This window comes from Polaribacter sp. (assembly GCF_039939415.1).
Taxonomy (GTDB): Bacteria; Bacteroidota; Bacteroidia; order Flavobacteriales; family Flavobacteriaceae; genus Polaribacter.
The window spans coordinates 18,413-44,464 of the sequence record NZ_JBDVJE010000080.1 but is presented as its reverse complement, the minus strand read 5'-3'; the positions used below and the strand labels follow the sequence as shown (position 1 = coordinate 44,464).

The following is a 26,052-nucleotide window of genomic DNA, read 5'->3' as shown; positions in this document are numbered from 1 at the left end:
TTTCATTTAAATATTGGTTAACTTTTTTAGTACATTTTCTTTATACGTTCTACTAATAGGAATTGCTTTTTTATTAATTTCTACAAATTCGTTTGTATAAGAATCTACCTTATTCAAATTAACAATATATGATCTATGAATTCTTAAAAATTGTTGAGATGGCAATTTCACTTCTAAATTAGAAATTGTTTCTCTAATTACTAAAACAATCTCTTTTGTATAAATTTTGATATAATCTGATAAGCTTTCTACATACAAAATTTCATCAAAATTAACCTTTACCATTTTACGTTCTGAACGCACAAAAATATAATTCGATTTTACAGTATTTTCTTCTATTTTAGGTGAAGTATTTATTTCTACTTTCGTTTCAAAAAACTTATTTACAGCTTGTAAAAAACGATCAAAAGCAATGGGTTTTAACAAATAATCTACCACTTGTAAATCGAAACCATCTACAGCATATTCTCTATAAGCAGTTGTAAAAATAATTTTAGATTTCTTGTTTATTGTTTTAGCTAAAGATAAACCAGAAATGTCTGGCATATTAATATCTAAAAAGAATAAATCTATATTTTGAGAATTTGATATTTCGAAAGCTTCCATGGCATTTTTACAACTTTTTACCAAATTTAAATTCGGAATTTTAGCTACAAAAGACTCTAAAATACTTCTAGCTACTGGCTCATCATCAACAATAACACAATTAATAGTATCCATTTTTATTATTAATAAAAATTAAAAATCAATTTTTAAATGTACTTTAAAAGTATCATTTTTTTCAATTATTTCTAATTGATGTTTCTCTGGATATAACATTTCTAAACGTTTTCTAATATTATGAAGTCCAATTCCAGTATTCGTTTCTTCTTTTCCTTTGGATGAATTTTGAATTTCAAAAAACAAACATTTATCATCTATTTTTAACTGAATATCAACCTTTAAAACTCCGTCAATAATTACACCATGCTTAAAACTATTTTCAACAAAAGGAATTAATAACATTGGCGGAATTTGAAGAGAGTCATTCAATTTTTCTTTTTGAAAACTGACATTTAAAGTATCATGAAAACGCATTTTTTCTAAAGAAATATAATCTTCTAAATGATTTATCTCTTCTGTTAAAAGTACTTTTGGTTTTTCTACTTGATATAAAATATAATCTAATAAATTAGATAATTTTAAAATCATTTCTGGCGCTTCATCCGCTTTAGCGATTGCAAAACCATAAATTGTATTTAAAGAATTAAATAAAAAATGTGGGTGAATTTGCATCTTTAAAAACTTTAATTCTTGCTCTTTTAATTGTAATTTGGTTTCTAAAAATTTGTTTTTTAAATCTTCATTTTTAATGGTTGTTTTAAAATTATGCATCATTAAACAAATTGTAATTGCAACAAAAATCATAAAATAAACACCTAAAATTATAAATATAAAACCTTTAGTAATTGGCTTATAATTTGCTGTAATCAATGCGTCCGAAAAAACTAATCCAGATAAAATAGAGAATACTATAAAAAAGAAAGACACAATAAATGTATAGACGCTATATAATATAAATAGGTTTTGTTTTTTTTGTAATAAATAATCTGGAATTAAATAATAATAAAAAAAATAGCTAACTATAATTGTAATAGGCATTAAAAATATCGAAAATTTATTTACATAAGTTGTATTTACACTCCCGTAACCTAAAAAATAAATGTAAAAAAAGTATACACCAACCCAAAATAAGAGATGTATAAAAATTTGAAGTCCATGTTTAAAAATTAAAAATTTCTTCATAATCTATGCAATATCTAAATTTTAACAGAAAGCACATTACTTTTACGATAGAATTCAAGAATTTCAAGACAGATAACAGGTTTGTTAAATGTCTTACAAAAAAGGTTGATTCGCTTTATTAATTCTAATACTGTCGTAAAATAAAATAACTAATGATGAATAAAAATACATTTGAATTATATTAACTTTAAAACAAAAATATTATGAATTTTTTATTTTCCGGGTTTTTTACTCAAAGAATGGCTGAAGGTGGTCCTTTATTTATGTATACAATTTTAATTTGTTTACTTGCTTGTTTAAGTTTAATAACTTATTCATTTATAAAGGGAGACGTTGATGGAAAGAAACAAAAACTAATAAGTCATGTTAGTTTATTTGCTTTAATTTTCGGTTTTTTAGGTTTTATGATTGGAATGATTCAAGCTCTTGATGTAATTTCTGTTGATACATCTATATCTTCTGGGATTTTAGCAAAAGGACTGAAAATTGGTTTATTATCCCCAACTTTTGGTATAATCACCTTTTTGATTGCTCGATTAGGAATGATAGGTTTAACGTTAAAAAAGAAATAAAAATTAAATTAATTAGTCATATTAAAATACCTATTTCATTAATAAAGAAATGGGTATTTTTGTTTTATGAATAAAGGAACAGTCTTTTTACTTTTAAACGGAGAACCTCCAAAAAACATTACTAATATTTCTGATTATGAAATTATTTGCGCTACCGATGGCGCTTATCATTTTTTAGAAAAAAATAAGATTAAACCCAATTTTATTAGTGGTGATTTTGATTCTATAGAAAACCTACCAAAAGATATTGAAGTGATTCATACTCCGAATCAAAATTTTACTGATTTTGATAAAATACTTCACATCTTATTTGAAAAAGGTTTTAAAACAGTTGATGTATTTGGAGCAAGTGGAAAAGAACAAGATCATTTTTTAGGAAATTTACACACCGCTATTCTGTGGAAAGAAAAATTAAGTCTTACTTTTTTTGATAATCATAGTTGCTATTTTTTAGCTGATAAAAAAACTGAAATCTTAAATTCTGTTGATAAAACAATTTCTTTAGTTCCTTTTCCCGAAGCAAAAAACATCAGGACAAAAGGACTACAATATTCTTTAAATGATGAAAATTTATCGATTGGAAACAGAATAGGAACCAGAAATAAAGGAATTGAAAACACAATAGAAATCACATTTAAAACCGGTGAATTGTTTATCTTTATTCATCATTAAAAACAAAAAATGTCTAGAAAAATAAAATTATTGTGGAATTTTAGAGGTCCAGATGCCCAAGAAACAGCAAAACATCATACCATTCATTTAAAAGAATTTGCAGTAATTGAAAATTTACCTTTTCATGAAATTGGTATTCAAGAAAAAAACGAAATGCTTTTTTCTGCATTTATAACTGTTGATGAAAAAGATATGAAAACCTACAGAGATGCTTTAAAACCTCATCGTGGAGAAATTGGATAAATTACTTTAAACAAACTAAGAAAATTAACAATTATATATTAATTTTAAGCTATCTCATCTTAAGAAAAATTATACTAAATGAAATCAACATATTTATACATATTAATAGTAATTCTCTTTTGTAGTTGTAATAAAAAAACAGAAATTAGCTCAATCAATCCTAAAAATTGGTCGAAAAGAGCTATAAACATACATCATAAAGATTCACTAGAATACGGAAAATCATATTTATCTATTTATTCAGAAATATATAGTTATACAGAACATAGAACTCATAGTCTAACATCGATGGTAAGTATGAGAAACACAAGTGATTTAGATACAATTTACCTTATAAGAGCAGAATATTTTGACACTCATGGTAAATCGGTTCAAAAATATTTTGATCATCCTATTTTTTTAGCTCCCATGGAAACTACAGAAATAATTATAGACGAAAATGATGTTTCTGGAGGAACTGGTTCTAATTTTATTTTTGAATGGAAAATGCCAAAAAATTGTTCGAAACCTTTATTTGAAGGAATTATGACATCAACCATGGGGCAACAAGGTTTATCTTTTACAACTCAAGCTATACAAATTAAATAAAATGACAGAAGTTTTAACAACAATATTTTTTGTTTTCGCTGTTATTGATCCTATTGGATCTATACCTGTTTATTTAGAAGCTACTAAAGAATTTGATTTAATTCATAAAAAGAAAATTGCTATAAGAGCATCTTTAATAGCTTTTCTAATTCTTCTTTTCTTTATTGTAATTGGACAATTAATATTAGAAGGTATGTCTGTTTCTCTTGATGCTTTTCAAATTTCAGGAGGTGTTATTCTATTCTTATTTGCATTAACAATGATATTTGGAGATGGCAAACCAGAATTAGAAAAAAACAGAATTACAGACTATAAACACGTTACAATATTTCCTATTGCAATTCCATCAATAGCATCACCTGGAGCAATTATGGCAGTTGTTTTAATGACAGACAACCATATATACACAATTCAACAACAAATTATAACTACAGGAATTGTTGTATTCGTTATAGGACTTACTTGTTTAATTCTATTAGGAGCAAATCATTTTCAAAAGAAAATAGGTAATTACGGAATTACAGTAATCAGTAAAATTATGGGACTTATTTTAGCTTCTTATGCAGTACAAAGTATTTTAAGCGGAATAAGTAATTATTTTAAAAACATGTAAATTTGTTTTCTATTTATTAAAATTCGACCCCAATTTTTATCAAAATATTTATAGCTAAACAAAACTTATTTCCATTTTATACCACAACCCATACTAGGTTTTTGGTTTTGTAAAACTGGTTTATTTTCTAATAAATTATTCATAGAATTTCTTAAATCTACCCCTGTAACTGGCTTTCCATTTCCGGGTCTAGAATCGTCTAATTGTCCGTGATAAACCGCTTTTAAATCAGCATCAAAAACATAAAAATCTGGTGTACAAGCTGCATCATAAGCTTTTGCTACATCTTGAGTTTCATCATACAAATAAGAAAAAGGATAATTTTCTTTTTTAGCTAATTCCTTCATTAATTCCGGTGAATCTTGGGGGTAATTTTCAATATCATTAGAACTGATTGCAATAAAATGAATTCCTTTTTGTTGATATTCATTCGCCATTTTTACCAACTCTTCATTCACGTGAATTACAAACGGACAATGATTACAAATAAACATAATAACAGTTCCTTTTTTTCCTTTTGCTTCTTGTAAAGAAACCAAAGAATCATCTACTGTATTTAGTAATTTAAAATCTGGTGCTTTTGTTCCATTTTTAAATTCGTTTGATTCTGTTCTTGCCATTTTTTTATTTTATCAATTTTAATTTTTAGTCGGTAGTTTCTGAAATTGCTTTCGCACAGATAAAACCACTTGTCCATGCATTCTGAAAATTAAAACCTCCAGTTACTGCGTCTATATTTAAAACTTCACCAACAAAAAATAAGTTTTTATGTTTTTTACTTTCAAAACGCTTAAAATTAATTTCTTTTAAATCAATTCCGCCTGCAGTTACAAACTCATCTTTAAAAGTGGTTCTACCATTTGCATTAAAAACACCTTTAGTTAACTGATTTGCTAAATTATCTAATTGCTTATTATTTAAATCCGCCCAATTTTGATTGATTCTAATATCAGCAGCTAATACAAAACGTTCCCACAATCTTTTAGAAATTTCAGAAAAAGGAGATTTTAAAACAACCGTTTTTCTAGGTTCTTTCTTTTTTAAATTCAATAAAACATTTAAAACCTTATCCGTTGGTCTAGACAACCAATTTACCTCAACATTGTATTGATAATTTTTATCGGCTAAAATTCTTGCTCCAAAAGCAGATAATTTTAAAACTGCTGGCCCACTCATTCCCCAATGTGTTATTAATAAAGGTCCTGAAGCTTCTAATTTTGTTCCAGAAATAATTACAGTCGCATTTGGAACTGATGTACCTAATAAATCTACCAATCTTTTATCTTTAATATTAAATGTAAATAAAGATGGAACAGGCTCTACAATTGCATGATCTAAAGTTTTACATAATTCCCAAATCTTTTTAGAACTTCCTGCTGCAATTACAACTTTATCAGTTTCAAATTTTTGTTCTTTGGTGTTGACAATCCATTTATTATCTTGTTGATAAACCTTATTTACACCACAGTTTGTTAACACTTTAATCTTCAAGTTATCAACAGCATTTTGAAAACAATCTATAATGGCTTGACTTGTATTTGCTTCTGGAAAAACACGATTATCATCTTCAATTTTTAATGGGACTCCTCTTTCTTCAAACCACTCAAAAGTATCACCAGTCATAAATTGATGAAAAGGGCCTAACAATTCTTTTTTCCCTCTTGGATAGAATTCTGTTAAATCTTTAGGAATAAAACATGCATGAGTAACATTACATCTTCCACCACCAGAAATTTTTACTTTCTGTAAAACATCTTTTCCTTTTTCAAGAATAGTAATATCTAATTCAGGATTATTTTCTTTCGCGTTTATGGCTGTAAAATATCCTGCTGCTCCTCCTCCAATTATTATTATTTTACTCATAAAATCATATCTGAATATGTAAGAATTGTTTCAAATCCTTTATTTTTAAAATAAGCAGGGGTTTCTTTATTCCCTGTAACCAAAACAAAATCTCCACCCCAAGCTCCTAAACTTTTAATTTCTCCAGAATAATCTGAAAATAATCTTTCTTTGACTGGTTTCAATTTGATGATTGAACTGATTATTTGTTCATGTTCAATAATTAAATTTTCAAATTCTTTTAGCGATTTTGAAGTTAAAAATTCACCAGAAATTTCTGAAATCCTTTTTATTTCTTTCTGATAATCTTCTCCACTCTCTCTAAACTTAGCAATTCCGTCTTTAGAATCTTGCTTCTGATTTAAATACACAAAAAACAAATTCTCTTTAAAACTCGGATTGAATTCTACTTGCTCAATTCTAGGTTCTTTGTTTTCTATTTTATAAAAAATAGATACATCGTTTTGTGCACAAGCAATATCATAACCACTTCCTTTAAAAGAATTCCACAGTAATTTAAAAGCATCTACTTTAGCCCAACTTGCTATCGAATTTATTAAGGTTGATGAACTTCCTAATCCCCAATTTCTTGGAAAAGTAAGGTTTGTTTTTACTACAAATCCGGTGTCTGATACTAAAAAAATTGGATTTAATTTTTTTGCTTCTTTTAAAATTTCTAACAATGTTTCTGCAATTACTTCACTATTTCCTTCCTTATTAGAATTAAAAGTACAATTTATTAAACGCAGTTTTTTTAAATCAAAAATAGCTTCAAACCAACAGTCTCCTGTATGTGAAAAACTTCCCCAAACAATTTGAGGTTCTTTTATTTTTTCCACAACTAAATCCTGTCCAAATTTTGTTGGAATTGCTAGAGATTTTGCTCCGTCTAAAACCAAATACTCTCCAGTTAATAAAAGTTTTCCGTTAGAATAAAAATTCATTAGACTAAGCCAAATTGTTTAAAGTGATGTGTAAAATGTTTTACATGAAATTTTTGCCAATATTCATAATCCAATTCTCCAAAAAATGGATGATTCTCTGCTTTTGCTGTTTTAAAATGCAAGTTAAAATTGTCTATCTGATTAAATAAGTCTTTTATAGCTTCACCAACAGAATTAAACTTTAAATCATTGGGTTCTTCAGATAACATAGAAGCTTTAAAACCAACTTGTAATTCGCCATCTGTATTTAAAAATGGTTTTCTTCTTGCAGATTTTTCATCAGAAACATAATAATCTGCATCAACTTTACCATTAGAAATTTGTAATAAGAAACTTAAATGTTCAATCATTTGTTGCCCATTCATTTTTCCAAAAAGTGGTTTTGCATTTGCTTTTAACATCGATAATTTAGATCTCACTAAATTTTTATCTAAAAACTGAATCCAATTTACTTTTGGGTTTCTTAAAGAATCTATTTTTTCTACAACTGCAGAATGTGTTACTGTTCTATTATCAAAATGTGTTGTAACAATTTCTTTTTCTTTATCATTTGCATTAAATTGATTTAAGATATTTTGCAAATGCATTTTCATATGTCCATGCTGAATTCCTTTTGTTGTTAAGGCTCTTAAGGCTGCAAAATTTTGAGCCAAACCTGCAGCTGCCATAATTTGCATTAACGTTCTTGCTGTTGGTTTCTGCAACATTTCTATAGATAATTTAGACATTGGATGCAAAGTAGTTAAACCTCCAACTGTACCTAAAGCCAAAGGTATTTCTATCCAAAATTTAAAAATACCATTAGAAATATCACAATGAGACAAACTAGTGTATTGCCCAGATTTAGATGCATATGCATGTGCACCAGCTTCTACTGCTCTAAAATCGTTACCAGTAGCCAAAACAACAGCATCAACCCCATTCATAATTCCTTTATTATGAGTTACTGCTCTGTAAGGTTCTATCTCTGCAATTTTTACGGCTTGATAAAATTTCTCTGCAAATTTCTGTGGATTTTCTCCTCCTAATTCTTCAATCTTACAACTTACTTCTGCTCTAACTACACATTCTGGAACATAGTTAGAAAGTATGCTCATTACAATTTCTATATCTTCTTTTTCAAACTTTTTTGCAATCGCTTCTAGGCAAGAATTTATAAAATTTGCTCCCATAGAATCTTTCGTTTCAAAGGTTGCATGTAATTGATAATAATTTTCGAGTTTATCGGTTTTATCAACTAATTGTATATCTAAAATACCACCACCACGTTTTTCCATATTTTTTGTAATGGAAGCAGTAGCTGCAAATAATTCTGTTTTATTTTTATTAAAATACGTTTCTAAATCATTTTTATTTCCTGCAAACATAAAATGGACTTGCCCTATTTTAGTTGTAGAAATTACTTTTGTTTTAAACCCACCCCTTGTACTCCAAAACTTACCAACCAAAGAGGCAGCAGCAACTACAGAACTTTCTTCTACAACCATAGGAATAACATAAGTTCTATTATTAATTACAAAGTTTGGTGCAATACCAAAAGGCATGTAAAAATTAGAAATTGTATTTTCTATAAAATCATCATGCAATTGTTGCAAATCAATATTGCTATTCCAATATTGCTTAATAATATCTTTCGTTTCTGATTGATTATGAAAATAATTTTCTGTTAACCATGTAATCTTTTCATCTTTAGTTAACTTAGAAAAACCGGAAATAAGTTTACTCATTTATTTAGGTATAAAAGTGTCAAGAACAAAGATAAGTGAAACTGTTAAAACATTAAGATATAATCAAGATTTCTGTTTTTAAAATGTTTTTTTTGCTGATTTTTCCGTAAACTTGGCAAAGTTTTATTAAATACAAAGTCTGAATGAAGCATTTTTATATTTTAGCAGCAATTATTCTTCTTACCAATTGCAAAATAGAAGCACAAACAAACTCAAATACAAAAGAAATTACCTTAGAAAAAATTTGGAACGGAACATTCTCTGCAGAAAGAATGAACTCTTTAAATTCTATGAATGGTGATTTTTATGCGGTTTTAGATTTTGATAGAAAATCAAGAACTGTATCTGTAGACAAATACAGTTATAAAACGCTAGAAAAAGTAGAAACAATTGTAAATAGTGGAAATTTAAAAGGTTTAAGCAGTTTTTCTTCTTACAGTTTTAATAATGATGAAACCAAGTTAATTCTTGGAACTAACTTCGAACAGATATTTCGTCACTCAAAAAAAGGTACATATTATGCTTATGATATTGCTTCAAAAAAACTAACCTTAATTGGCAAAGAAATTCAAGAACCTGTTTTTTCTCCGGATAATAAAAATGTAGCGTACGCTAAAGACAATAACATTTTCATAAAAAATGTAGCGTCAAATAAAATTACACAGGTTACAAGTGATGGAAAAAAGAATAGTATAATTAACGGTATTACAGATTGGGTTTACGAAGAAGAATTTGCTTTTGTAAGAGCTTTTGAATGGAACAGTACAGGAACTTATTTAGCTTTTTTACGTTTTGATGAAACTGAAGTTCCTACTTTTTCTATGGATATTGTTGGTAAAGAATTGTATCCTAATCAACAAGTTTTTAAATATCCAAAAGCAGGAGAGAAAAATGCAGATGTAACTTTACATATGTTTACGCTTTCTTCTAAAAAAACATCAAAAATTTCTTTAGGTGATTATGAATACATCCCTAGAATAAAATGGTCTAATAATGCTGATGTTTTAGTTGCAACTACTTTAAACCGTCATCAAAATAATTTAAACCTACACAAAGTAAATGCTTTAAAAAGTAGTGCTACCCTATTATTAAATGAAACAGACAAAGCATATATAGACATTACAGACAATCTTACTTTTTTAGCTGATAATAGTTTTATTTGGACAAGCGAAAAAGATGGTTACAATCATGTTTATCATTATAACTTTAATGGAAAACTTATCAATCAAATTACAAAAGGAAATTGGGAAGTAACTAAATACTATGGCTTTAATGAAAAGAAGAAAACCATTTATTATCAATCTGTAGAAAACGGATCTATTAACAGAGGTGTTTATTCTATCGATTTAAAAGGAAAAAGTAAAAAGCTATTAAGTAATAATGATGGGCAAAATACTGCTGCCTTCAGTAAAAACTTAAACTACTTTATTAATACATTTTCATCAGCTGATACTCCACCAGTATATTCACTTTTTTCTAGTAAAGGAAAATTATTAAAAGTGATAAAAGACAATGCTCGTTTAAAAAAGGAAATAGCCGAATACAAAATGAGTAAGAAAGAATTTTCAACCATTAATATTAATGGAAATGACTTAAATATGTGGATGGTAAAACCTCTAGATTTTGAGAAAAACAAGAAATATCCATTATTAATGTTTCAATATTCTGGTCCTGGTTCTCAACAAGTAGCAAACAGATGGAATGGTTCCAATGATTACTGGCATAATATGTTAGCACAAAAAGGAATTATTGTTGTTTGTGTAGATGGACGTGGAACTGGATTTAAAGGCGCACAATTTAAAAAAATCACTCAAAAAGAATTAGGTAAATATGAAGTTGAAGATCAAATTTCAACGGCAAAAAAACTAGCAAAGCTTCCTTATATCGATAACAATAATATCGGAATTTGGGGTTGGTCTTATGGTGGTTTTATGAGTACAAACTGTTTGTTAAAAGGAAATGATATCTTTACAACAGCAATTGCAGTTGCACCTGTTACTTCTTGGCGATTTTACGATTCTGTTTATACAGAACGTTATATGCAAACTCCTCAAGAAAATGCGAGTGGTTATGATGATAACTCTCCCATAAATTATGCAGGAAAATTAAAAGGAAAATATTTGTTAGTTCATGGAACTGGAGATGATAATGTTCATGTGCAAAATAGTTTTAGAATGATAAATTCTTTAATTGAAGCCAACAAGCAATTTGATATGTTTATTGTACCAGATAGAACTCACGGAATTTATAAAGGAAAAAATACACGATTAAATTTGTATACAAAAATGACAAATTTTATCGATGAACATTTAAATAAAGAATCAGGTAAATCAATAGAAATAAAAGCATAAATATATGAGTAATACAGTTAAACTACCACATCAGAAAGAACTTTTTGGACAGCCAATAGGATTATATATTTTATTCTTAACAGAGATGTGGGAACGTTTTTCATATTATGGTATGAGAGCATTATTAGTTTTATACATGACTACTCAAACTATTGGTGATGATAGAGGTGCTGGTTTAGGGTGGACAAATCAAGAAGCATTAGCACTTTATGGTTGGTATACAATGTTAGTATATGTAATGTCTATACCAGGAGGTATGATTGCTGATAAATTAATAGGTCAAAAGAAAGCTGTTCTTTTTGGGGCAATTGTATTATGTTTAGGTCATGGTGTTTTAATTCTGACAGATATTTGGGCATTTTATACTGGCTTAGGATTGGTTATTCTTGGAGTAGGGTTATTAAAACCAAATATTTCTACGATGGTTGGTGGACTCTATAAAGAAGGAGATATTAGAAGGGATAAAGGTTTTAGTATATTCTATATTGGTATTAATTTAGGTTCACTATTAGCTACAATGGTTGTTGGTGGGGTTGTTGCCAAATGGGGTTGGCATGCAGGTTTTGGACTAGCAGGATTTGTTATGGTATTAGGTTTGATTAACTATATTGCTGGTCAAAAGTACTTGAAAGAAGTTGGTAACTTTATTCCAAGTGAAAATGATAAAACTGAAGTATCTTATGGAGCTTTATATTCGAAACTTTTTAGTTCACCTAAACAATTAGGTATAGTTGTAATCTTATTTTTACTTTCTATTTATGGATGGTATACATTAGAATGGGGATTTGGTTTATTATTTATGTTCTTAACCGCAATTTCTGCTTTATTAATAATGATATATAAAGAACTAGATACACAGGTTTACAAAGACCGTTTCTTGGTACTTTTATTGTCTTTTATTATGGTTATTATATTTTGGGGTGCTTTTGAACAAGCTGGTGGGTTAATGAATCTTTATACAGAAACGAATACTAATAGAATGTTATTTGGTTGGGAAATTCCGACTGTGATGTTTCAAAGTTTAAACGCAGGTTTCATCATCATATTTGCTACAATTGTTGCAGGTATTTGGGCAAAAAGAAAGCTTAAAGGAAAAGAAGCTTCATCTCTATTTAAAATGGCATTAGGTATTATTATAATGGGCTTTGGTTTTCTTTTTATGGTATTTGCAGCTATGGAATTTGAAAAATCAGGAACTTCTAGTATGATTTGGCTAGTGTTAGCGTACCTATTTCACACTATAGGTGAATTATGTATTTCACCTGTGGCATTATCTTTTATAACAAAATTAGCACCAGTAAAATATGCTTCTTTAATGATGGGTGTTTATTTTGCAGCTACTGGTTTAGGAAATAAAGTAGCAGGAATAATTGGAGAATCCGCTTCAGAATTTGGAGAACTTACTATTTTCTCTGGAATTGTAATTTTCACAGTCATAATAGGTTTATTATTTATTTTAATTTTAAAACCTTTAAAAAGACTAACTCACGGAGCTGAAGAAAGTGAACGTGTATTAAAAAACGAAGAAGCTGAAGGTTTCGAATTAGCAGACAATTAAAAATAACATAAAAAACCTCATAAATTTTATTTATGAGGTTTTTGAATTCTAAATAAATCTAAATAATAATTTTATGAGTACAAATCTAGAAAATTTATTTAAAGACAAAGTATTAGGGCATCCAGCAGGGTTATTTGTCTTGTTTTTTACTGAAATGTGGGAACGTTTTTCTTATTACGGAATGCGTGCATTATTAGTACTATTCTTCACTGCATCTTTATTAGATGATGGCTGGGGTTGGCCACGAGAATGGGCATTTGCTATTTTTGGAACTTATACTTCATTGGTATACTTATCAACTATGGTAGGTGGTTATTTTGCAGATAACGTAATTGGAATTAGAAAAGCTGTAGTAATTGGCGCTTTATTTATGACTCTTGGACATGCTTGTATGGCTGTAGAGACTTCGTTTTTCATATACATGGGACTTGGTTTATTAGTTATAGGTAGTGGTTTCTTTAAACCAAATATGACTTCTATTATTTCTGAAATGTATGCAGAGAAACCAGAAAAAAAAGATGGAGCCTATACTATTTTTTATATGGGTGTTAATGCAGGAGCTTTTTTAGGAATATTGCTTTGTGGTTATTTAGGTGAAAAAATTGGCTGGTCTTGGGGATTTGGTGTTGCAGGTATCTTTATGTTATTCGGATTATTACAATTCTGGTATGCACAAGGTATTTTTGGAAATATAGGTTTAACTCCAAAAGATAAAGCCGAAGATATCATTGACACATTAATTAATGATGAGAAGACTACAACTGATGATGAACAAAGAAATCCATTTACAGGTTTCCAAAAAGGACTAATTGCAATTTCTTCTTTATTAGGTTTATTATGGATTTTTAATGATCCATTATCAAAAATTTCCGAAGGAAAATACAATGTTTTCCCTTTTGAATTTGTAGGTTACTCAGGCTCTACCGTAGCAATTATAGTTGCCTTTATTTTATTTATTGTGCTACTTATTATTAGAATTCCAAGATATACACCAGTTTTAAGAGATAGAATGCTAGCTGTAATGTTCTTTGCTTTTATAACTATTTTCTTTTGGGCAATTTTTGAACAATCTCCAAGTTCTTTAACAGTTTTTGCTAGAGATTATACTGATAGAGTTTTGGAAGGAAGTGCAGGTTTAATTTTTAAAATAGTAAACTCTTTAATGACTTTGATTCCTTTAGGAATAATTACATGGGTGTTATACTTACTATTTAAAAAAACATTTGCAAAATATAAATGGTCTAACATATTTTTATCTATAAGTTTTCTTATTATTTGGATAATAGCAATAGGAATGTTGACAAAAGAATTTCAAAAAGATACCGCAGAAATTCCTGCTTCTTGGTTCTCTGTTTTAAACTCTTTATATATTATTACATTAGCACCTTTATTTTCTAAATGGTGGGAAAGCAAATACAACCCTAATGCAAATATGAAATGGGCAATTGGAATGGGTTTATTAGGTTTAGGAATGGCAGTAATTGCCATTGGTGCTGGTGATATTGAGCCAGGAGCTAAAACAGCATCTGTAAGTGTTATTTGGTTGATTTTAGTTTATTTATTCCATACAATGGGAGAACTTTGTGTATCTCCAGTAGCTCTTTCTTATGTTTCTAAATTAGTACCAGCACGTATGATTGCTTTTATGTTTGGAGTTTGGTATTTAGCTGTGGCAATTGGAATGAAATTAGCTGGTGTTTTTGCAGAATCTTCAGAAGCTATAGCACAAGAAAAAGGATTAAGCAGTTTCTTTTGGTTATTAACCTTAATATCTTTTGGTTTAGCAGTATTATCTGCAGTATTATATCCTGCAATTAAAAAGCTTATGCACGGAGTAAAATAATTTTTACTATTAAGAAATTAGTAGAAGAAAAGAGCTTTTTACAAAACTATTTTCATTTAATTATAATTTCGGTATACATCTTGAAACTTCTAAATTATGAGAATAAGAGTCTTACTTTTTACCCTGTTTTTTACAATACTTTCTATAAAAGCACAAGAAAGTGTAAAGTGGATGACTTTTGAAGAAGCCCTTGCTTTAAATAAAAAAAAACCGAGACCTATTTTAATTGATATTTATACAGATTGGTGTGGCTATTGTAAGAAAATGGATTTAAACACCTATTCTAACAAAACAATATCAGACTATATAAACACTAACTTTTACGCCGTTAAACTTAATGGTGAAGAAAAAAAAGATATTATTTTTAATGATTATACTTTTAAGTTTCAAAAAGAAGGTAGACGTGGCTATCATCAACTACCTGCTACTTTAATGAACGGAAAATTATCATATCCAACAACACTTTTCATGTCTGAAGATGTAAAAATACTTGATAGAATTCCAGGTTATTTAGATAAAACTATTATGGAAAAAGTATTGGTTTACTTTTCTGAAGTAAAATATAAAAATCAAAAATGGACAGAATTTGAAAAGAGTTTTATAAGCAAATTGTAAGTTTACTTTTTTAAAATATAGGCTCCTTTTTGTCCTGTATAATGAAAAGAGATTTTATTGATTAAACAAGTCTTTTTCCAACGAATTACATAACTTTTATAATTAGAACCATCTGCAATTATTTGTGATGGTTTTATTTTTTGTATCAATCTTAAAAGATTTATTTTAGGTGAATATTGTAACACAACAATTGGTTTATTAATGTTAGAAAGATTGTAAACACCTAAACTATCAATTAGCAAAATATCTTTATTAGAAAACTTCATAAAGTTATTAAAACTCATTTCTTTCACTTCTTTAATTCCTTCAGATATTCTGTAAGAATTAACACTATTTTCTTTTTTTAATTTTAAACTATCTAAGTTATGTTGTAAAAAGAGGTACTCACCTATTCTTTTTCCAATTATAGAAAATCTACTTTTATGAAAAACAATCAGTTCTTTTTTTGATTTCTTTTGATTTGACTCAAACATAAAAACACTCTGAACCGATAGAATTGCTATCAAGGAATAAATGAGTTTTTTAGAGGAACTTTTTATCAAGAAGTATATACCAAACAGCATTAACAAATACCAACAAATCATCATTAAAAATGAAATAGAAATTTCCTTAAACAAAAATTCTTCTCGATGAGAAATCCAGCTTACAAAAGCATTCATCCAAGAAATTATTTTCCCATAAAAATCTGCTATAAATTGTGGTAATATGCATAAAAGTGATGTAATAATCACTAAAACACCACCAACTAGAATAGCTCCTAAAAAAGGAATGATTACCAAATTTGAAGCTAAAAATAATCCTGGAAATTGTTGAAAATAATAAATACTCAAGGGTAAAATTCCTATTTGAGCAGCTATAGAAACGGTAAATAATTGCCAGAAAAAATCAACAAATTTAAATCTTGGCTTCCAAATAGCATAAATTTTAGGCTGTGTCCAAAGAATACCAAAAACAGCTAAATAACTTAATTGAAAACCAACGTCAAATAAGAACATTGGTTTTATTAAAAGTAAAAAAAACATGGATGAGATAAAAGAAAACTCAACTATATTTTTTCTTTTAAATGACATTCCTATAGCTAAAAAAGTAAACATAGTTACTGCTCTTACTACAGATGCAGATAAACCAGCAATAAATGCAAACATCCATAAAAGAAACACAGTAATTATTGTTTTTAATAATTTACCATATTTAATTTGTTCTATTGGTTTAAAAAGAAAAGACAAAATGAGTAAAATAATACCAACATGCAAACCAGAAACTGCCAAAATATGAATTGCACCTGCTCTTTGATAATCTGTTATTAAATCTTTAGAAATATCTTGCCTTTGCCCTAATAACAATGCATTAATTACTGCTAATTCATTTTTCTTAAAGTTATATTTTAAAAGTGATTTTTGAATATAATTTCTAAACTTTGATGATAACCCAAAGATGGTCGTTGACTTAGAGTTCAACTTTAAAAAGTGATTTTTTTCAATAAATAATTGATGGTAAATTCCTTGTTTAGCTAAATAAGATTTGTAATTAAATTGATGTGGGTTTAAAGGCGGAATTAATTCTTTTAAACTTGATTTTAATACGATTTTATCATCAACAAAAAACCTCTTTAAAACACTGTCTTTCTTAACGTTTAAAAGAACTCTTCCTTTAGTTATATAATTATCTACCTGAATAACATTTGCTTCATATTTTAAATAATAATTACCTGGTTTTAACTTCTTATGAATTTGTATTACGACTTTAGAATTACCTTCTAAATAGTTTTCATAAAATGAACTAAAATTTCTATTATCATTAATATTTACAGACAAAACTCCAATAAAAAAGAAGAGTACAAATGTTATAATTGTTCTTAAAAAATTACTTTTTAAAACTATTATAAAAAATAAAAGACAACCTAAAAACAAGAACGTTTTTAGAAAACTAAAACTCAAGAAATGTGTAAAAAATTGGCAACATATTCCAATAATCCCAAGCACAACAAAGTGCAAGGGTAAATAATTAAATAACCTTTTCATAGCAAGTTAAAGTTAGTAAAAAAAACTTTAATTACTGATTATAAGATTTTTGTTGCTTTTACAAAGGCTTTTTCCCAGTATTTTTCTGAAAGAGTAGAAACAATAACACCTCTAGATGTGGTGGCATGTACAAATCTTATTTGGCCTTTATTATTTGAAACCACCAAGCCAACATGGTTAATTCTTCTTCTTCTATTAGAAGTTCTAAAAAACAATAAATCGCCTTTTTTAACAGTACTCAAAGAAATTTTTTTTCCTTTTTTTGCCATGTCTCTAGAAACTCTAGGTAAATAAATTTTTTCGCTTCCGAAAGCAACAAACACAACTCCAGAACAATCCATTCCGCTTTTTGTTGTTCCTCCAAATCGATAGCGAACTCCTTTATATTTTAAAGCTTCAGCTACAATTTTATCTACTTTAGAGAGTGGTTTTGTTTTATTTTTAACAACTGTTTTAGATGATGAACATGAAGTTATCATCAAAGAAAAAACAACGAATAAGAAAAGTATTATTTTTTTCAAAATGAATCTTATTTTAAATTACTTACAATTTGTTTTGCTACTTTTTTAGAAGCTCCTTTTCCTCCTAATTTAGATTCTAACTCAAAATATTCTAAAAATAATTTTTCTCTAAAACTTTTGTCTATAATTTTTGTTAATTCTAATTTTAAATTTTTGGAGTTAAATTCATTCTGAATCAATTCTTTAACAACTTCTTTATCCATAATTAAATTTACTAAAGAAATAAATTTTAGGGTAATAATTCTCTTTGCAATTTGGTAAGAAATAGTACTCCCTTTATAACAAACTACTTGCGGCACTTTAAATAACGCTGTTTCTAATGTTGCAGTACCAGAAGCAACTATTGCTGCATAAGAAACACTTAACAAATCATAAGTTTTATTGTTAATAAAAGCCACTTTTTTATTTCTTATAATATTCTGGTAAAAACTTAATTCTTGACTTGGTGCACCAGCAACAACAAATTGATATTCAGAAAAATCATCAATTAAAAACAACATTACAGAAAGCATTTTAGTTATTTCTTGTTTTCTACTTCCTGGTAAAAGTGCAATAATGGGTTTGTCATTTAAATTATGTTCTTTTTTAAAAGTAGTAAAACTCACTTGTTTTCTATCTGCAATACCGTCAATTAAAGGATGTCCAACAAAATTAACCTCGTAACCATATTTTTTATAAAAATCTTTTTCAAAAGGAAGAATTACAAACATAGTGTCTATATCTCTTTTGATCTCTTTTACTCTACTTGCTCTACTTGCCCAAACTTGTGGAGAAATGTAATAATTAGTTCTAAAACCTTGTTTTTTTGCCCATTTTGCAACTCGTAAATTAAAGCCAGAATTATCAATAAAAACAATAACATCTGGTTTAAATTGGACAATGTCTTTTTTACAAAACTTAATGAATCCTAAAACTTTAGATAGATTCATTAAAACTTCAAAAAAGCCCATAAAAGATCTTTCTTTATAGTGACTTACAATTGTTCCGCCAATATTTTTCATTAAATCTCCTCCCCAAAACCTAATATCTGCTTTTGTATCTTGTTTGTACAATTGCTTCATTAAATTTGCTCCATGTAAATCTCCAGAAGCTTCACCAGCAATAATATAATATTTCATATTTTGTATTAGAAAAATTTTAAAACTAACGTTGTAAATGCTATTAAAATAGTTGCTAACAAAACACCTTTTGCTTTGTTATCTTGTTTCTTTTTGATAAAAATAAAAAACACAAATAAATTTGGAATTGCTGCTAAAGACAATACTTTACCATATAATTTTCCTTCTTTAATTAAATCTATTGTTTCATAAAAACCAAATTTAGAGATATATTCTAAGTATAAAAAAATGCCTCCAAAAGTTGCAAACAGTGAAATTAAAATCCCTATTAAAATATGTTTTTTTACAGTTCCCAAGAATTTAATTTTTGTATCATGTGATGTGCAGTCATATCAAACTGAACAGGAACAACAGAAATATAACCATTTTCTAATGCATATATATCTGTATCTTGACCTTTGTCTTTATTAACAAACTCGCCAGAAAGCCAATAATATTCTTTACCCATTGGGTTTTTTCTTTTATCAAAATCTTCTTTCCAGTAACCATTTGCTTGTCTACAAATTTTTACACCTTTTATTTCTTCTTTTTTTAACTTAGGCACATTTACATTTAAAACAACACCATCTGGTATACCATTTAACAAAACATTTAAAGTAATATTTTTAATATATTCTTCTGATGGTTTAAAATCTGCATGCCATTTAAAATCTAACAAAGAAAAACCAATTGCTGGCACACCTTCTATACCTGCTTCTATTGCAGCACTCATTGTGCCAGAATAAATAACACTTATAGAAGCATTAGATCCATGATTAATACCAGAAACACATAAATCTGGTTTTCTATTTAAAATTTCATTAATAGCCATTTTTACACAATCTGCAGGTGTACCAGAACAAGTATATTCTAATTGCGGACCTTCATCAATTGTAATTGGGTTACATGTTAAAACATTGTCAACCGTAATTGCATGTCCCATTCCACTTTGTGGACTATCAGGTGCAACAACAACAACCTCTCCTATTTTATTCATAATTCTAATTAAAGCTCTTAAACCAGGAGCTGTAATTCCATCATCATTGGTTATTAAAATTAATGGTTTGTCTTGCATTTTTTAGTTTTTTAATTACAAATGTAACTGATTTAAACTATTTTCTTTTTAACATTTTGTAAAGAATAATTATTCACTTTTTTACGTAACATTGTATACAACAACTGTTTTTTGTATTAAATATAATACCGCTCAAAAAGTTGTCAAAAAAAATTGGCATTATTTTAGTAGTTTAGCAAAGCACAACTAGTAATAAAAAAACAAAATTCACGACTGAAGATTTATGAAGACGAAATTTAAAATTACCTCATTTATATTAGCATCATTAATACTAATTTGCAGTATACAAACTAAGGCATCTAATAGCAATACTAAAACAGATCCTGAGAAAGATAAAATTTTAGTGTATATCTTAAGAAATATTTTGACAAGAAGTCATTTTGTTGTAAAAGATATGAATGATGATTTTTCTGAATATGTATTTAATGAATTTATTAACGGATTAGATCCTAATAAAAGATATTTTACTCAAAAAGACATTGAAGATTTTTCTCAATATAAATATGATATTGACAATCAACTTTTAAATGAAGATATGTCTTTTTACAACTTGGTTTATGAAAGGTTTACTAGTAAAATTAAAAACGCAAAATCTTATTATGGAGATTTATTAGCACAACCTTTTAATTTTAATAAAAAAGAAACTATTGATGTCGATTATGAAAAAATTCCGTTTGCAAAAAACGAAAATATATTAATAGAGTACTGGCGTAAACAATTAAAATTAAGCACCTTAATAAGAATACAAAATAAAATTGAAAAACAAGATGCAAAAGCTTTAACTGATAAAAAATTTAAGAAGAAAAAATTTAAAGAGCTAGAGAGAGAAGCACGTTTAGAAGTTCTTAAAAATATGGATGATTTGTATATCAGAATTGAAGAACTAGAACATGAAGATTGGTTTTCTACTTTTTTAAATAGTGTTGTTGGCGCTTTTGATCCTCACACTACATATATGGCTCCAAGTATTAAAGAAAAGTTTGACCAAGATATGTCTGGTAAATTAGAAGGAATTGGAGCTAGATTACAGAAAAAAGGAATTTATACACATGTTTTTGAACTAGTTTCAGGTGGTCCTGCTTGGAAACAAGGAGAATTAGAAGCCGGAGACATTATACTAGAAGTTGCCCAAGGAAGAAAAAAACCGTTAGATATTGTTGGTATGCGTTTAGATGACGCCATTAAATTTATTAAAGGAAAAAAAGGAACAGAAGTTAGGTTAACTGTTAAGAAAAAACTAGATGGTTCTACCAAAATAATTTCTATTATTAGAGATGTTGTAGAGTTAGAAGAAACTTTTGTAAAATCTAGTATTGTAGAAAAAGATGGTAAAAAATACGGAATTATAGATTTACCAAAGTTTTACATCAATTTTAATGAAGCCAACTACAGAGATTCTGCAAAAGACATGGAAAAAGAAATTGAACGCCTAAAGAAAGAAGGTGTTGCTGGTTTAATCGTCGATTTAAGAAATAATGGTGGTGGTTCTTTAAAAACTGCTATAGAAATTAGTGGTTTATTTATTAATCAAGGTCCTGTTGTACAAATTAAATATAGAGGAGAAAACCCAATCGTTAAAAAAGATATAGATCCTAAAATACAATGGGATGGTGCTGTAGTTGTTTTAGTAAACGAGTTTTCGGCATCTGCTTCAGAAATTTTTGCAGCAGCAATGCAAGATTACAAAAGAGCTGTTATTATTGGAGGAAATCAAACTTATGGTAAAGGAACTGTGCAAAGTGTATTACCTATTAATCAATTTACAAAATATGATAAAAACTTAGGTGCTTTAAAAATGACCATTCAAAAATTCTACAGAATTAATGGTGGCTCTACTCAAATAGAGGGTGTTTATTCAGATATTGCTATACCAAGCAGATATAGTTATATGAAATTTGGAGAAAGAGATTTAGAAGGCGCATTAATTTGGGATAAAGTTAAACAAGCAGATTACATGCAATCGAATTCTTATCAAAATTTTTCTGAAGTCATCTACAATAGCAAACAAAGAATTGCAACTGACTCTAAATTTAAATTAATAAATGAATATGCAAAATGGTTAAAAGAAAATCAAGATGATACTTCTTATTCTTTAAACTATAAAATGTTTTCTGCAGAAAACAATGCAAATGAAAAATCCGCAGAAAAATTTAAATCTGTTTTTGATTATAAATCTGATTTAAACTTTACTTCTCCAGAATATGAAAGAGCACTGTTTAAAAATGATACAACTTTAGCAGACAAAAGATTAGCATGGCATGAAAACCTTGCTAAAGATGTTTATGTTTTTGAGGCATTAAATGTGTTAAGTGAATTAAAGCTTAACCCTACTAATGAAATTGTAAAACATTAATACAACTAAATAACATTATAATAAACCTGATAAATTTTTTTATCAGGTTTTTAAATACAATAAAATGAGTTTTAAAGTAACTTTTACAACAAAATGGGCAGATTTTGACCCAAACAGACATATGCGCCACAGCGCATACAATGATTATGCAGCAGAATTAAGAGTACGCTACTTTAGAGATCAAAATTTTTCGATTGCAGATTTTACAAAACACAATATTGGTCCAATTCTATTTACAGAAGAAACCTCTTTTAGAAAAGAAATTCATTTAGGAGAAAACATTAGTGTAGATTTTAAAATTGCAGGCCTATCTAAAAACAATGAACGTTGGAAAATTACACATCAAATTTTTAATGAAGCAGGTAAATTATCTGCAATTGTAAAAGTTTACGGAGCTTGGATCGATTTAACAAAAAGAAAACTAACTACCCCACCAAAAGAAGCTCAGCATTTATTTGATAATGCAGAAAAAAGTGATGATTTCGAAGAAATATTACTTACAAAAAGTTAAGTATTTAAATGGTATTTATTGAAAAAACACAATCAAGCTTCAAAAAAATTATTAAATTTTTAATATGTAGATTTTTTTATGCTGGTTTTATAAATTTACTCTTTATTATTTCTTAATTTTTGTTCCCAATCCCAAGACGATTTTATCATTTCATTTAAAGATTTCTTAGGCTCCCAACCTAATTTTTCTTTTACCAAATCTGTTGCAGCATATAGCTCTGGTACATCACCAGGTCTTCTATCGGTAATCTCGTAATTCAATTTAGAATTAGTTACTTCTTCAAAAGAATTAATAACATCTAAAACAGAAAAACCATTTCCTGTTCCTAAATTAAAAATTTCATAGGGTTGTTCTTGTTGTTTATTTATAATTCTTTCTACTGCCAAAACATGAGCTTTCGCTAAATCTACAACATGAATATAATCTCTTATTGGCGTTCCATCTTTTGTTGGATAATCATTACCATAAACCATTAATTTTTCTCTAAGGCCAACTGCAGTTTGAGTAATATATGGCATTAAATTATTAGGCACTCCACTTGGTAATTCTCCAATTAAACCAGATTCATGTGCTCCAATAGGATTAAAATAACGTAAAGAAATAGCAGAAAAATTATCGTTAGATTTTATTAAATCATCAATTACTTCTTCAGCTATTTTTTTTGTATTCCCATAAGGAGAAAAAGGACGCTGTGTTTTACTCTTTTCTGTAATTGGTAAAGTTTCTGGTGTACCATAAACTGTAGCAGAAGAAGAAAAAATAACTCCATTTATATTATTTTCTACCATTGAAGACAACATATTAATTAATGAATATAAATTATTCTTATAATACATTAAAGGTTTCTGTACAGATTCTCCAACTGCTTTATGAGCCGCAAAATTAATTACTGCTTTTGCATCTTTATGCTTGCTAAAGACTTTTTTAGTTTCTGTATCATTTTTTAAATCAATATCGATAAAAACTGGTTTTACACCTGTAATTTTTTCAATTCTACCTAAAGTTTCTACTGAAGAATTTGATAAATCATCAAGAATTACAACATCATAATTATTATTTATCAACTCAACAACAGTATGTGAACCTATATACCCACAACCACCTGTTACTATAATTTTATTTTTCATTAATCCTTAGTTTTAAAAAGTCAAATATAACAAAAACATACTAGTACCTACTAGTTGTTTTGTAAAAAAAATAATTATATTTGTTTTATGAAAATAGTATCACTACATAAAGGTTCAAATACACCAAAGTATAAGCAAATTATTACCTCTATAGAAGAATCAATTTTAAATGGAACACTTAAAAAAGGGGATAAACTACCTTCATTAAACTCTATAAAACAAAAACATTCTTTATCTAGAGACACTGTTATTATGGCTTTTAATGAATTAAAAAGTCGTGGAATTATTTATTCTGTAGTTGGTAAAGGATATTATGTTTCTACTGAAGATATTAAAGTAAAACAAAAAATATTTTTACTTTTTGATGAATTAAATTCATTTAAAGAAGATTTATACAATTCTTTTTTAAAAAATTTAAGTGATAATATTCAAGTAGATATTTTTTTCCATCATTTTAATAATACTATTTTTCATAAGTTAATTAATGACAATTTAGGAGATTATAGTAGATATATAATAATGCCCGCAAATTTTAAAAACACAAACCTAGTTATACAAAACCTACCTAAAGACAAAGTATATATATTAGATCAGATTCATGATGATTTATTAGAATACCCTGCTATTTATCAAGATTTTGAAAAAGCTCTTTACAATAATCTTACTAAAGTATTTTATTTAATTAAAAACTATAAAAAACTTGTTTTGGTGTTTTCTGACGATAAACAACCTAAAGAAATGAAAGATGGTTTTACAAAATTTTCTAGTGATAAAAATATCTCTTTTGAAATTATAAATTCTTTAGAAAACAAAACTCTTGAAAAAGGAGAGCTATATATTATACCTGAAGATAAAAACTTACTTAGAATTATAAAGAAAATGAAAAGTGAAGGTTTGTCTCTTAAAAAAGATATTGGAATAATTTCTTACAATGAAACTTTATTAAAAGAAATTGTTGAAGGAGGAATCACAACAATATCTACAGATTTTAAAATGATGGGAAAGCGTTTGGCAGAAATGATATTAAATAAAGAAGAATTAAAAATAGAGAATCCTAATAACATTATCATTAGAAACTCTCTCTAATAAAAAAATGTAATGTATAGTATAAAGCACAACCAAGAATTAAACACAATAGAAGTAAGAAATACTGAAAATAGTGTGTTTGGAAAAATTTACTTAAACCAAGGAGCTAGTTTACAAGAACTAACTTTAGATGGGCAAGCAATTATTCAAAATTTAAGTCCCTTAGCATATGAATCTACTTATGCATCTTCAATTTTGTTTCCGTTTGCTAATAGAATTAAAGATGGTATTTATTCTTTTAATGACAATAAATATGAATTAGAAACAAATCAGCAAGAAGAACAAAATGCACTACATGGTTTTGTTTATAATAAAACATTTGTTGTTACAAATATTTCAGAAACAGAAGAATCTGCTTCTATTACGTTAGAATATGTAGAAAACAATAAAACGAAAGGTTTTCCTTATACTTATACAATTGCAGTAACCTATATTTTCACTAAACAAAGTATCAGTTTGCAATTAAAAGTTAAAAATACAGATACCAAAACTTTTCCTTTTACTTTAGGATGGCATCCATATTTTATTAGTGAAGATTTAACTAAAAGCTCGTTAAATTTTAATTGTACACAAAAATTAATCATCGGACAGAGAAACATTACAACTGGTATAGAGACAATTAAACCAGAAAAAACATTCAACATCAAAGACAAACAATTAGATGATTGTTGGATTTTGAAATCAAATAAAGTAAAATTTAACACACCAAAATACCAACTATCTTTTAAATCTTCTGTAAAAGAAAATTTCTTACAAGCATATACTCCTCCAAGAAAAAACACCATAGCAATAGAACCAACTACGGGTGTTTCTGATAGCTTTAATAATAAAATAGGATTACAATCTTTAAAACCAAATAAAGATTATTCAATTATTTGGAAAATAAATATTAATAACATTTAACTATA

25 protein-coding genes are annotated in these 26,052 nt (G+C 27.6%); 13 read left to right on the top strand and 12 right to left on the bottom strand.

Annotated features, from left to right (window positions below):
• Positions 1-6: 6 nt before the first annotated feature.
• Positions 7-720, bottom strand: a complete 714-nt coding sequence (locus ABJG40_RS13255) for a LytTR family DNA-binding domain-containing protein (protein WP_348025068.1) — start codon at positions 718-720, stop codon at positions 7-9.
• 18 nt (positions 721-738) lie between these two features.
• Complete coding sequence (locus ABJG40_RS13250) at positions 739-1,785, bottom strand: histidine kinase (RefSeq protein ID WP_348025067.1); 1,047 nt, start codon at positions 1,783-1,785, stop codon at positions 739-741.
• 203 nt (positions 1,786-1,988) lie between these two features.
• Here ABJG40_RS13250 and ABJG40_RS13245 point away from each other — a divergent pair, with 203 nt between their 5' ends.
• The 5 genes from ABJG40_RS13245 to ABJG40_RS13225 all read left to right on the top strand — a co-directional run bounded on the left by ABJG40_RS13245 (position 1,989) and on the right by ABJG40_RS13225 (position 4,473).
• Entirely contained in the window at positions 1,989-2,357 is a 369-nt protein-coding gene (locus tag ABJG40_RS13245) for a hypothetical protein (protein ID WP_348025066.1), read from the top strand.
• A gap of 66 nt (positions 2,358-2,423) precedes the next feature.
• Positions 2,424-3,029 carry a thiamine diphosphokinase gene (locus ABJG40_RS13240; RefSeq protein ID WP_348025065.1) on the top strand — a complete coding sequence of 202 codons (606 nt, stop codon included), beginning with the start codon at positions 2,424-2,426 and terminating at the stop codon, positions 3,027-3,029.
• Between the two features lie 9 nt (positions 3,030-3,038).
• On the top strand, positions 3,039-3,272 hold the full coding sequence (locus ABJG40_RS13235; protein ID WP_348025064.1) for a hypothetical protein: 234 nt from the start codon (positions 3,039-3,041) through the stop codon (positions 3,270-3,272).
• Positions 3,273-3,350: 78 nt separating this feature from the next.
• Positions 3,351-3,860, top strand: coding sequence for a DUF3124 domain-containing protein (locus ABJG40_RS13230; RefSeq protein ID WP_348025063.1), 510 nt, complete (start codon positions 3,351-3,353; stop codon positions 3,858-3,860).
• Position 3,861: 1 nt separating this feature from the next.
• On the top strand, positions 3,862-4,473 hold the full coding sequence (locus tag ABJG40_RS13225) for a MarC family protein (RefSeq protein ID WP_348025062.1): 612 nt from the start codon (positions 3,862-3,864) through the stop codon (positions 4,471-4,473).
• 65 nt (positions 4,474-4,538) lie between these two features.
• Here the strand turns inward: ABJG40_RS13225 and ABJG40_RS13220 are convergent, their stop codons facing one another.
• From ABJG40_RS13220 to ABJG40_RS13205, 4 genes are read right to left on the bottom strand one after another with little or no spacing between them, the layout of a single operon-like run.
• Positions 4,539-5,093, bottom strand: coding sequence for a thioredoxin family protein (locus ABJG40_RS13220; RefSeq protein ID WP_348025061.1), 555 nt, complete (start codon positions 5,091-5,093; stop codon positions 4,539-4,541).
• Positions 5,094-5,118: 25 nt separating this feature from the next.
• Positions 5,119-6,336, bottom strand: coding sequence for an NAD(P)/FAD-dependent oxidoreductase (locus ABJG40_RS13215; protein WP_348025060.1), 1,218 nt, complete (start codon positions 6,334-6,336; stop codon positions 5,119-5,121).
• Positions 6,333-7,259: a GYDIA family GHMP kinase gene (locus ABJG40_RS13210; protein WP_348025059.1), complete on the bottom strand. Its 927-nt coding sequence runs from the start codon at positions 7,257-7,259 to the stop codon at positions 6,333-6,335. The genes ABJG40_RS13215 and ABJG40_RS13210 overlap by 4 nt, the downstream gene beginning before the upstream one ends.
• Complete coding sequence (locus tag ABJG40_RS13205; RefSeq protein ID WP_348025058.1) at positions 7,259-8,986, bottom strand: hydroxymethylglutaryl-CoA reductase, degradative; 1,728 nt, start codon at positions 8,984-8,986, stop codon at positions 7,259-7,261. The genes ABJG40_RS13210 and ABJG40_RS13205 overlap by 1 nt, the downstream gene beginning before the upstream one ends.
• Before the next feature lie 143 nt (positions 8,987-9,129).
• On the opposite strand from ABJG40_RS13205, the gene ABJG40_RS13200 reads away from it, so the two are divergent.
• The 4 genes from ABJG40_RS13200 to ABJG40_RS13185 all read left to right on the top strand — a co-directional run bounded on the left by ABJG40_RS13200 (position 9,130) and on the right by ABJG40_RS13185 (position 15,353).
• Positions 9,130-11,337, top strand: coding sequence for a S9 family peptidase (locus ABJG40_RS13200; protein WP_348025057.1), 2,208 nt, complete (start codon positions 9,130-9,132; stop codon positions 11,335-11,337).
• Between the two features lie 4 nt (positions 11,338-11,341).
• A complete protein-coding gene (locus ABJG40_RS13195; RefSeq protein WP_348025056.1) occupies positions 11,342-12,895 on the top strand; it encodes an oligopeptide:H+ symporter in 1,554 nt (517 codons plus the stop codon).
• Positions 12,896-12,968: 73 nt separating this feature from the next.
• The gene (locus ABJG40_RS13190; RefSeq protein ID WP_348025055.1) at positions 12,969-14,738 is read left to right on the top strand and encodes a peptide MFS transporter; all 1,770 of its coding nucleotides are present in this window, start codon (positions 12,969-12,971) and stop codon (positions 14,736-14,738) included.
• Between the two features lie 96 nt (positions 14,739-14,834).
• The gene (locus ABJG40_RS13185) at positions 14,835-15,353 is read left to right on the top strand and encodes a DUF255 domain-containing protein (RefSeq protein WP_348025054.1); all 519 of its coding nucleotides are present in this window, start codon (positions 14,835-14,837) and stop codon (positions 15,351-15,353) included.
• A gap of 2 nt (positions 15,354-15,355) precedes the next feature.
• Here ABJG40_RS13185 and ABJG40_RS13180 read toward each other — a convergent pair whose 3' ends face one another.
• From ABJG40_RS13180 to surE, 5 genes are read right to left on the bottom strand one after another with little or no spacing between them, the layout of a single operon-like run.
• Positions 15,356-17,374, bottom strand: coding sequence for a ComEC/Rec2 family competence protein (locus ABJG40_RS13180; RefSeq protein ID WP_348025053.1), 2,019 nt, complete (start codon positions 17,372-17,374; stop codon positions 15,356-15,358).
• Positions 17,375-17,412: 38 nt separating this feature from the next.
• The gene (locus ABJG40_RS13175) at positions 17,413-17,895 is read right to left on the bottom strand and encodes a C40 family peptidase (RefSeq protein WP_348025052.1); all 483 of its coding nucleotides are present in this window, start codon (positions 17,893-17,895) and stop codon (positions 17,413-17,415) included.
• A gap of 8 nt (positions 17,896-17,903) precedes the next feature.
• Entirely contained in the window at positions 17,904-19,013 is a 1,110-nt protein-coding gene (gene lpxB, locus ABJG40_RS13170; RefSeq protein WP_348025051.1) for a lipid-A-disaccharide synthase, read from the bottom strand.
• 8 nt (positions 19,014-19,021) lie between these two features.
• Positions 19,022-19,309 (bottom strand): hypothetical protein, encoded by a 288-nt coding sequence (locus ABJG40_RS13165; RefSeq protein WP_348025050.1) that lies wholly within the window; start codon positions 19,307-19,309, stop codon positions 19,022-19,024.
• On the bottom strand, positions 19,297-20,067 hold the full coding sequence (gene surE, locus ABJG40_RS13160) for a 5'/3'-nucleotidase SurE (RefSeq protein WP_348025049.1): 771 nt from the start codon (positions 20,065-20,067) through the stop codon (positions 19,297-19,299). Before surE ends, ABJG40_RS13165 begins: the two co-directional genes overlap by 13 nt.
• 223 nt (positions 20,068-20,290) lie before the next feature.
• On the opposite strand from surE, the gene ABJG40_RS13155 reads away from it, so the two are divergent.
• Together ABJG40_RS13155 and ABJG40_RS13150 are read left to right on the top strand one after the other, a co-directional pair.
• A complete protein-coding gene (locus ABJG40_RS13155) occupies positions 20,291-22,420 on the top strand; it encodes a carboxy terminal-processing peptidase (protein WP_348025048.1) in 2,130 nt (709 codons plus the stop codon).
• 64 nt (positions 22,421-22,484) lie between these two features.
• Positions 22,485-22,931, top strand: coding sequence for a thioesterase family protein (locus ABJG40_RS13150; RefSeq protein ID WP_348025047.1), 447 nt, complete (start codon positions 22,485-22,487; stop codon positions 22,929-22,931).
• A gap of 95 nt (positions 22,932-23,026) precedes the next feature.
• On the opposite strand, the gene galE is transcribed toward ABJG40_RS13150, so the two are convergent.
• A complete protein-coding gene (gene galE / locus ABJG40_RS13145; RefSeq protein ID WP_348025046.1) occupies positions 23,027-24,058 on the bottom strand; it encodes a UDP-glucose 4-epimerase GalE in 1,032 nt (343 codons plus the stop codon).
• 87 nt (positions 24,059-24,145) lie between these two features.
• Here galE and ABJG40_RS13140 point away from each other — a divergent pair, with 87 nt between their 5' ends.
• Positions 24,146-25,144: a GntR family transcriptional regulator gene (locus ABJG40_RS13140; protein WP_348025045.1), complete on the top strand. Its 999-nt coding sequence runs from the start codon at positions 24,146-24,148 to the stop codon at positions 25,142-25,144.
• A 12-nt stretch (positions 25,145-25,156) separates the two neighbouring features.
• Entirely contained in the window at positions 25,157-26,047 is an 891-nt protein-coding gene (locus ABJG40_RS13135) for an aldose 1-epimerase (protein ID WP_348025044.1), read from the top strand.
• Positions 26,048-26,052: the final 5 nt, after the last annotated feature.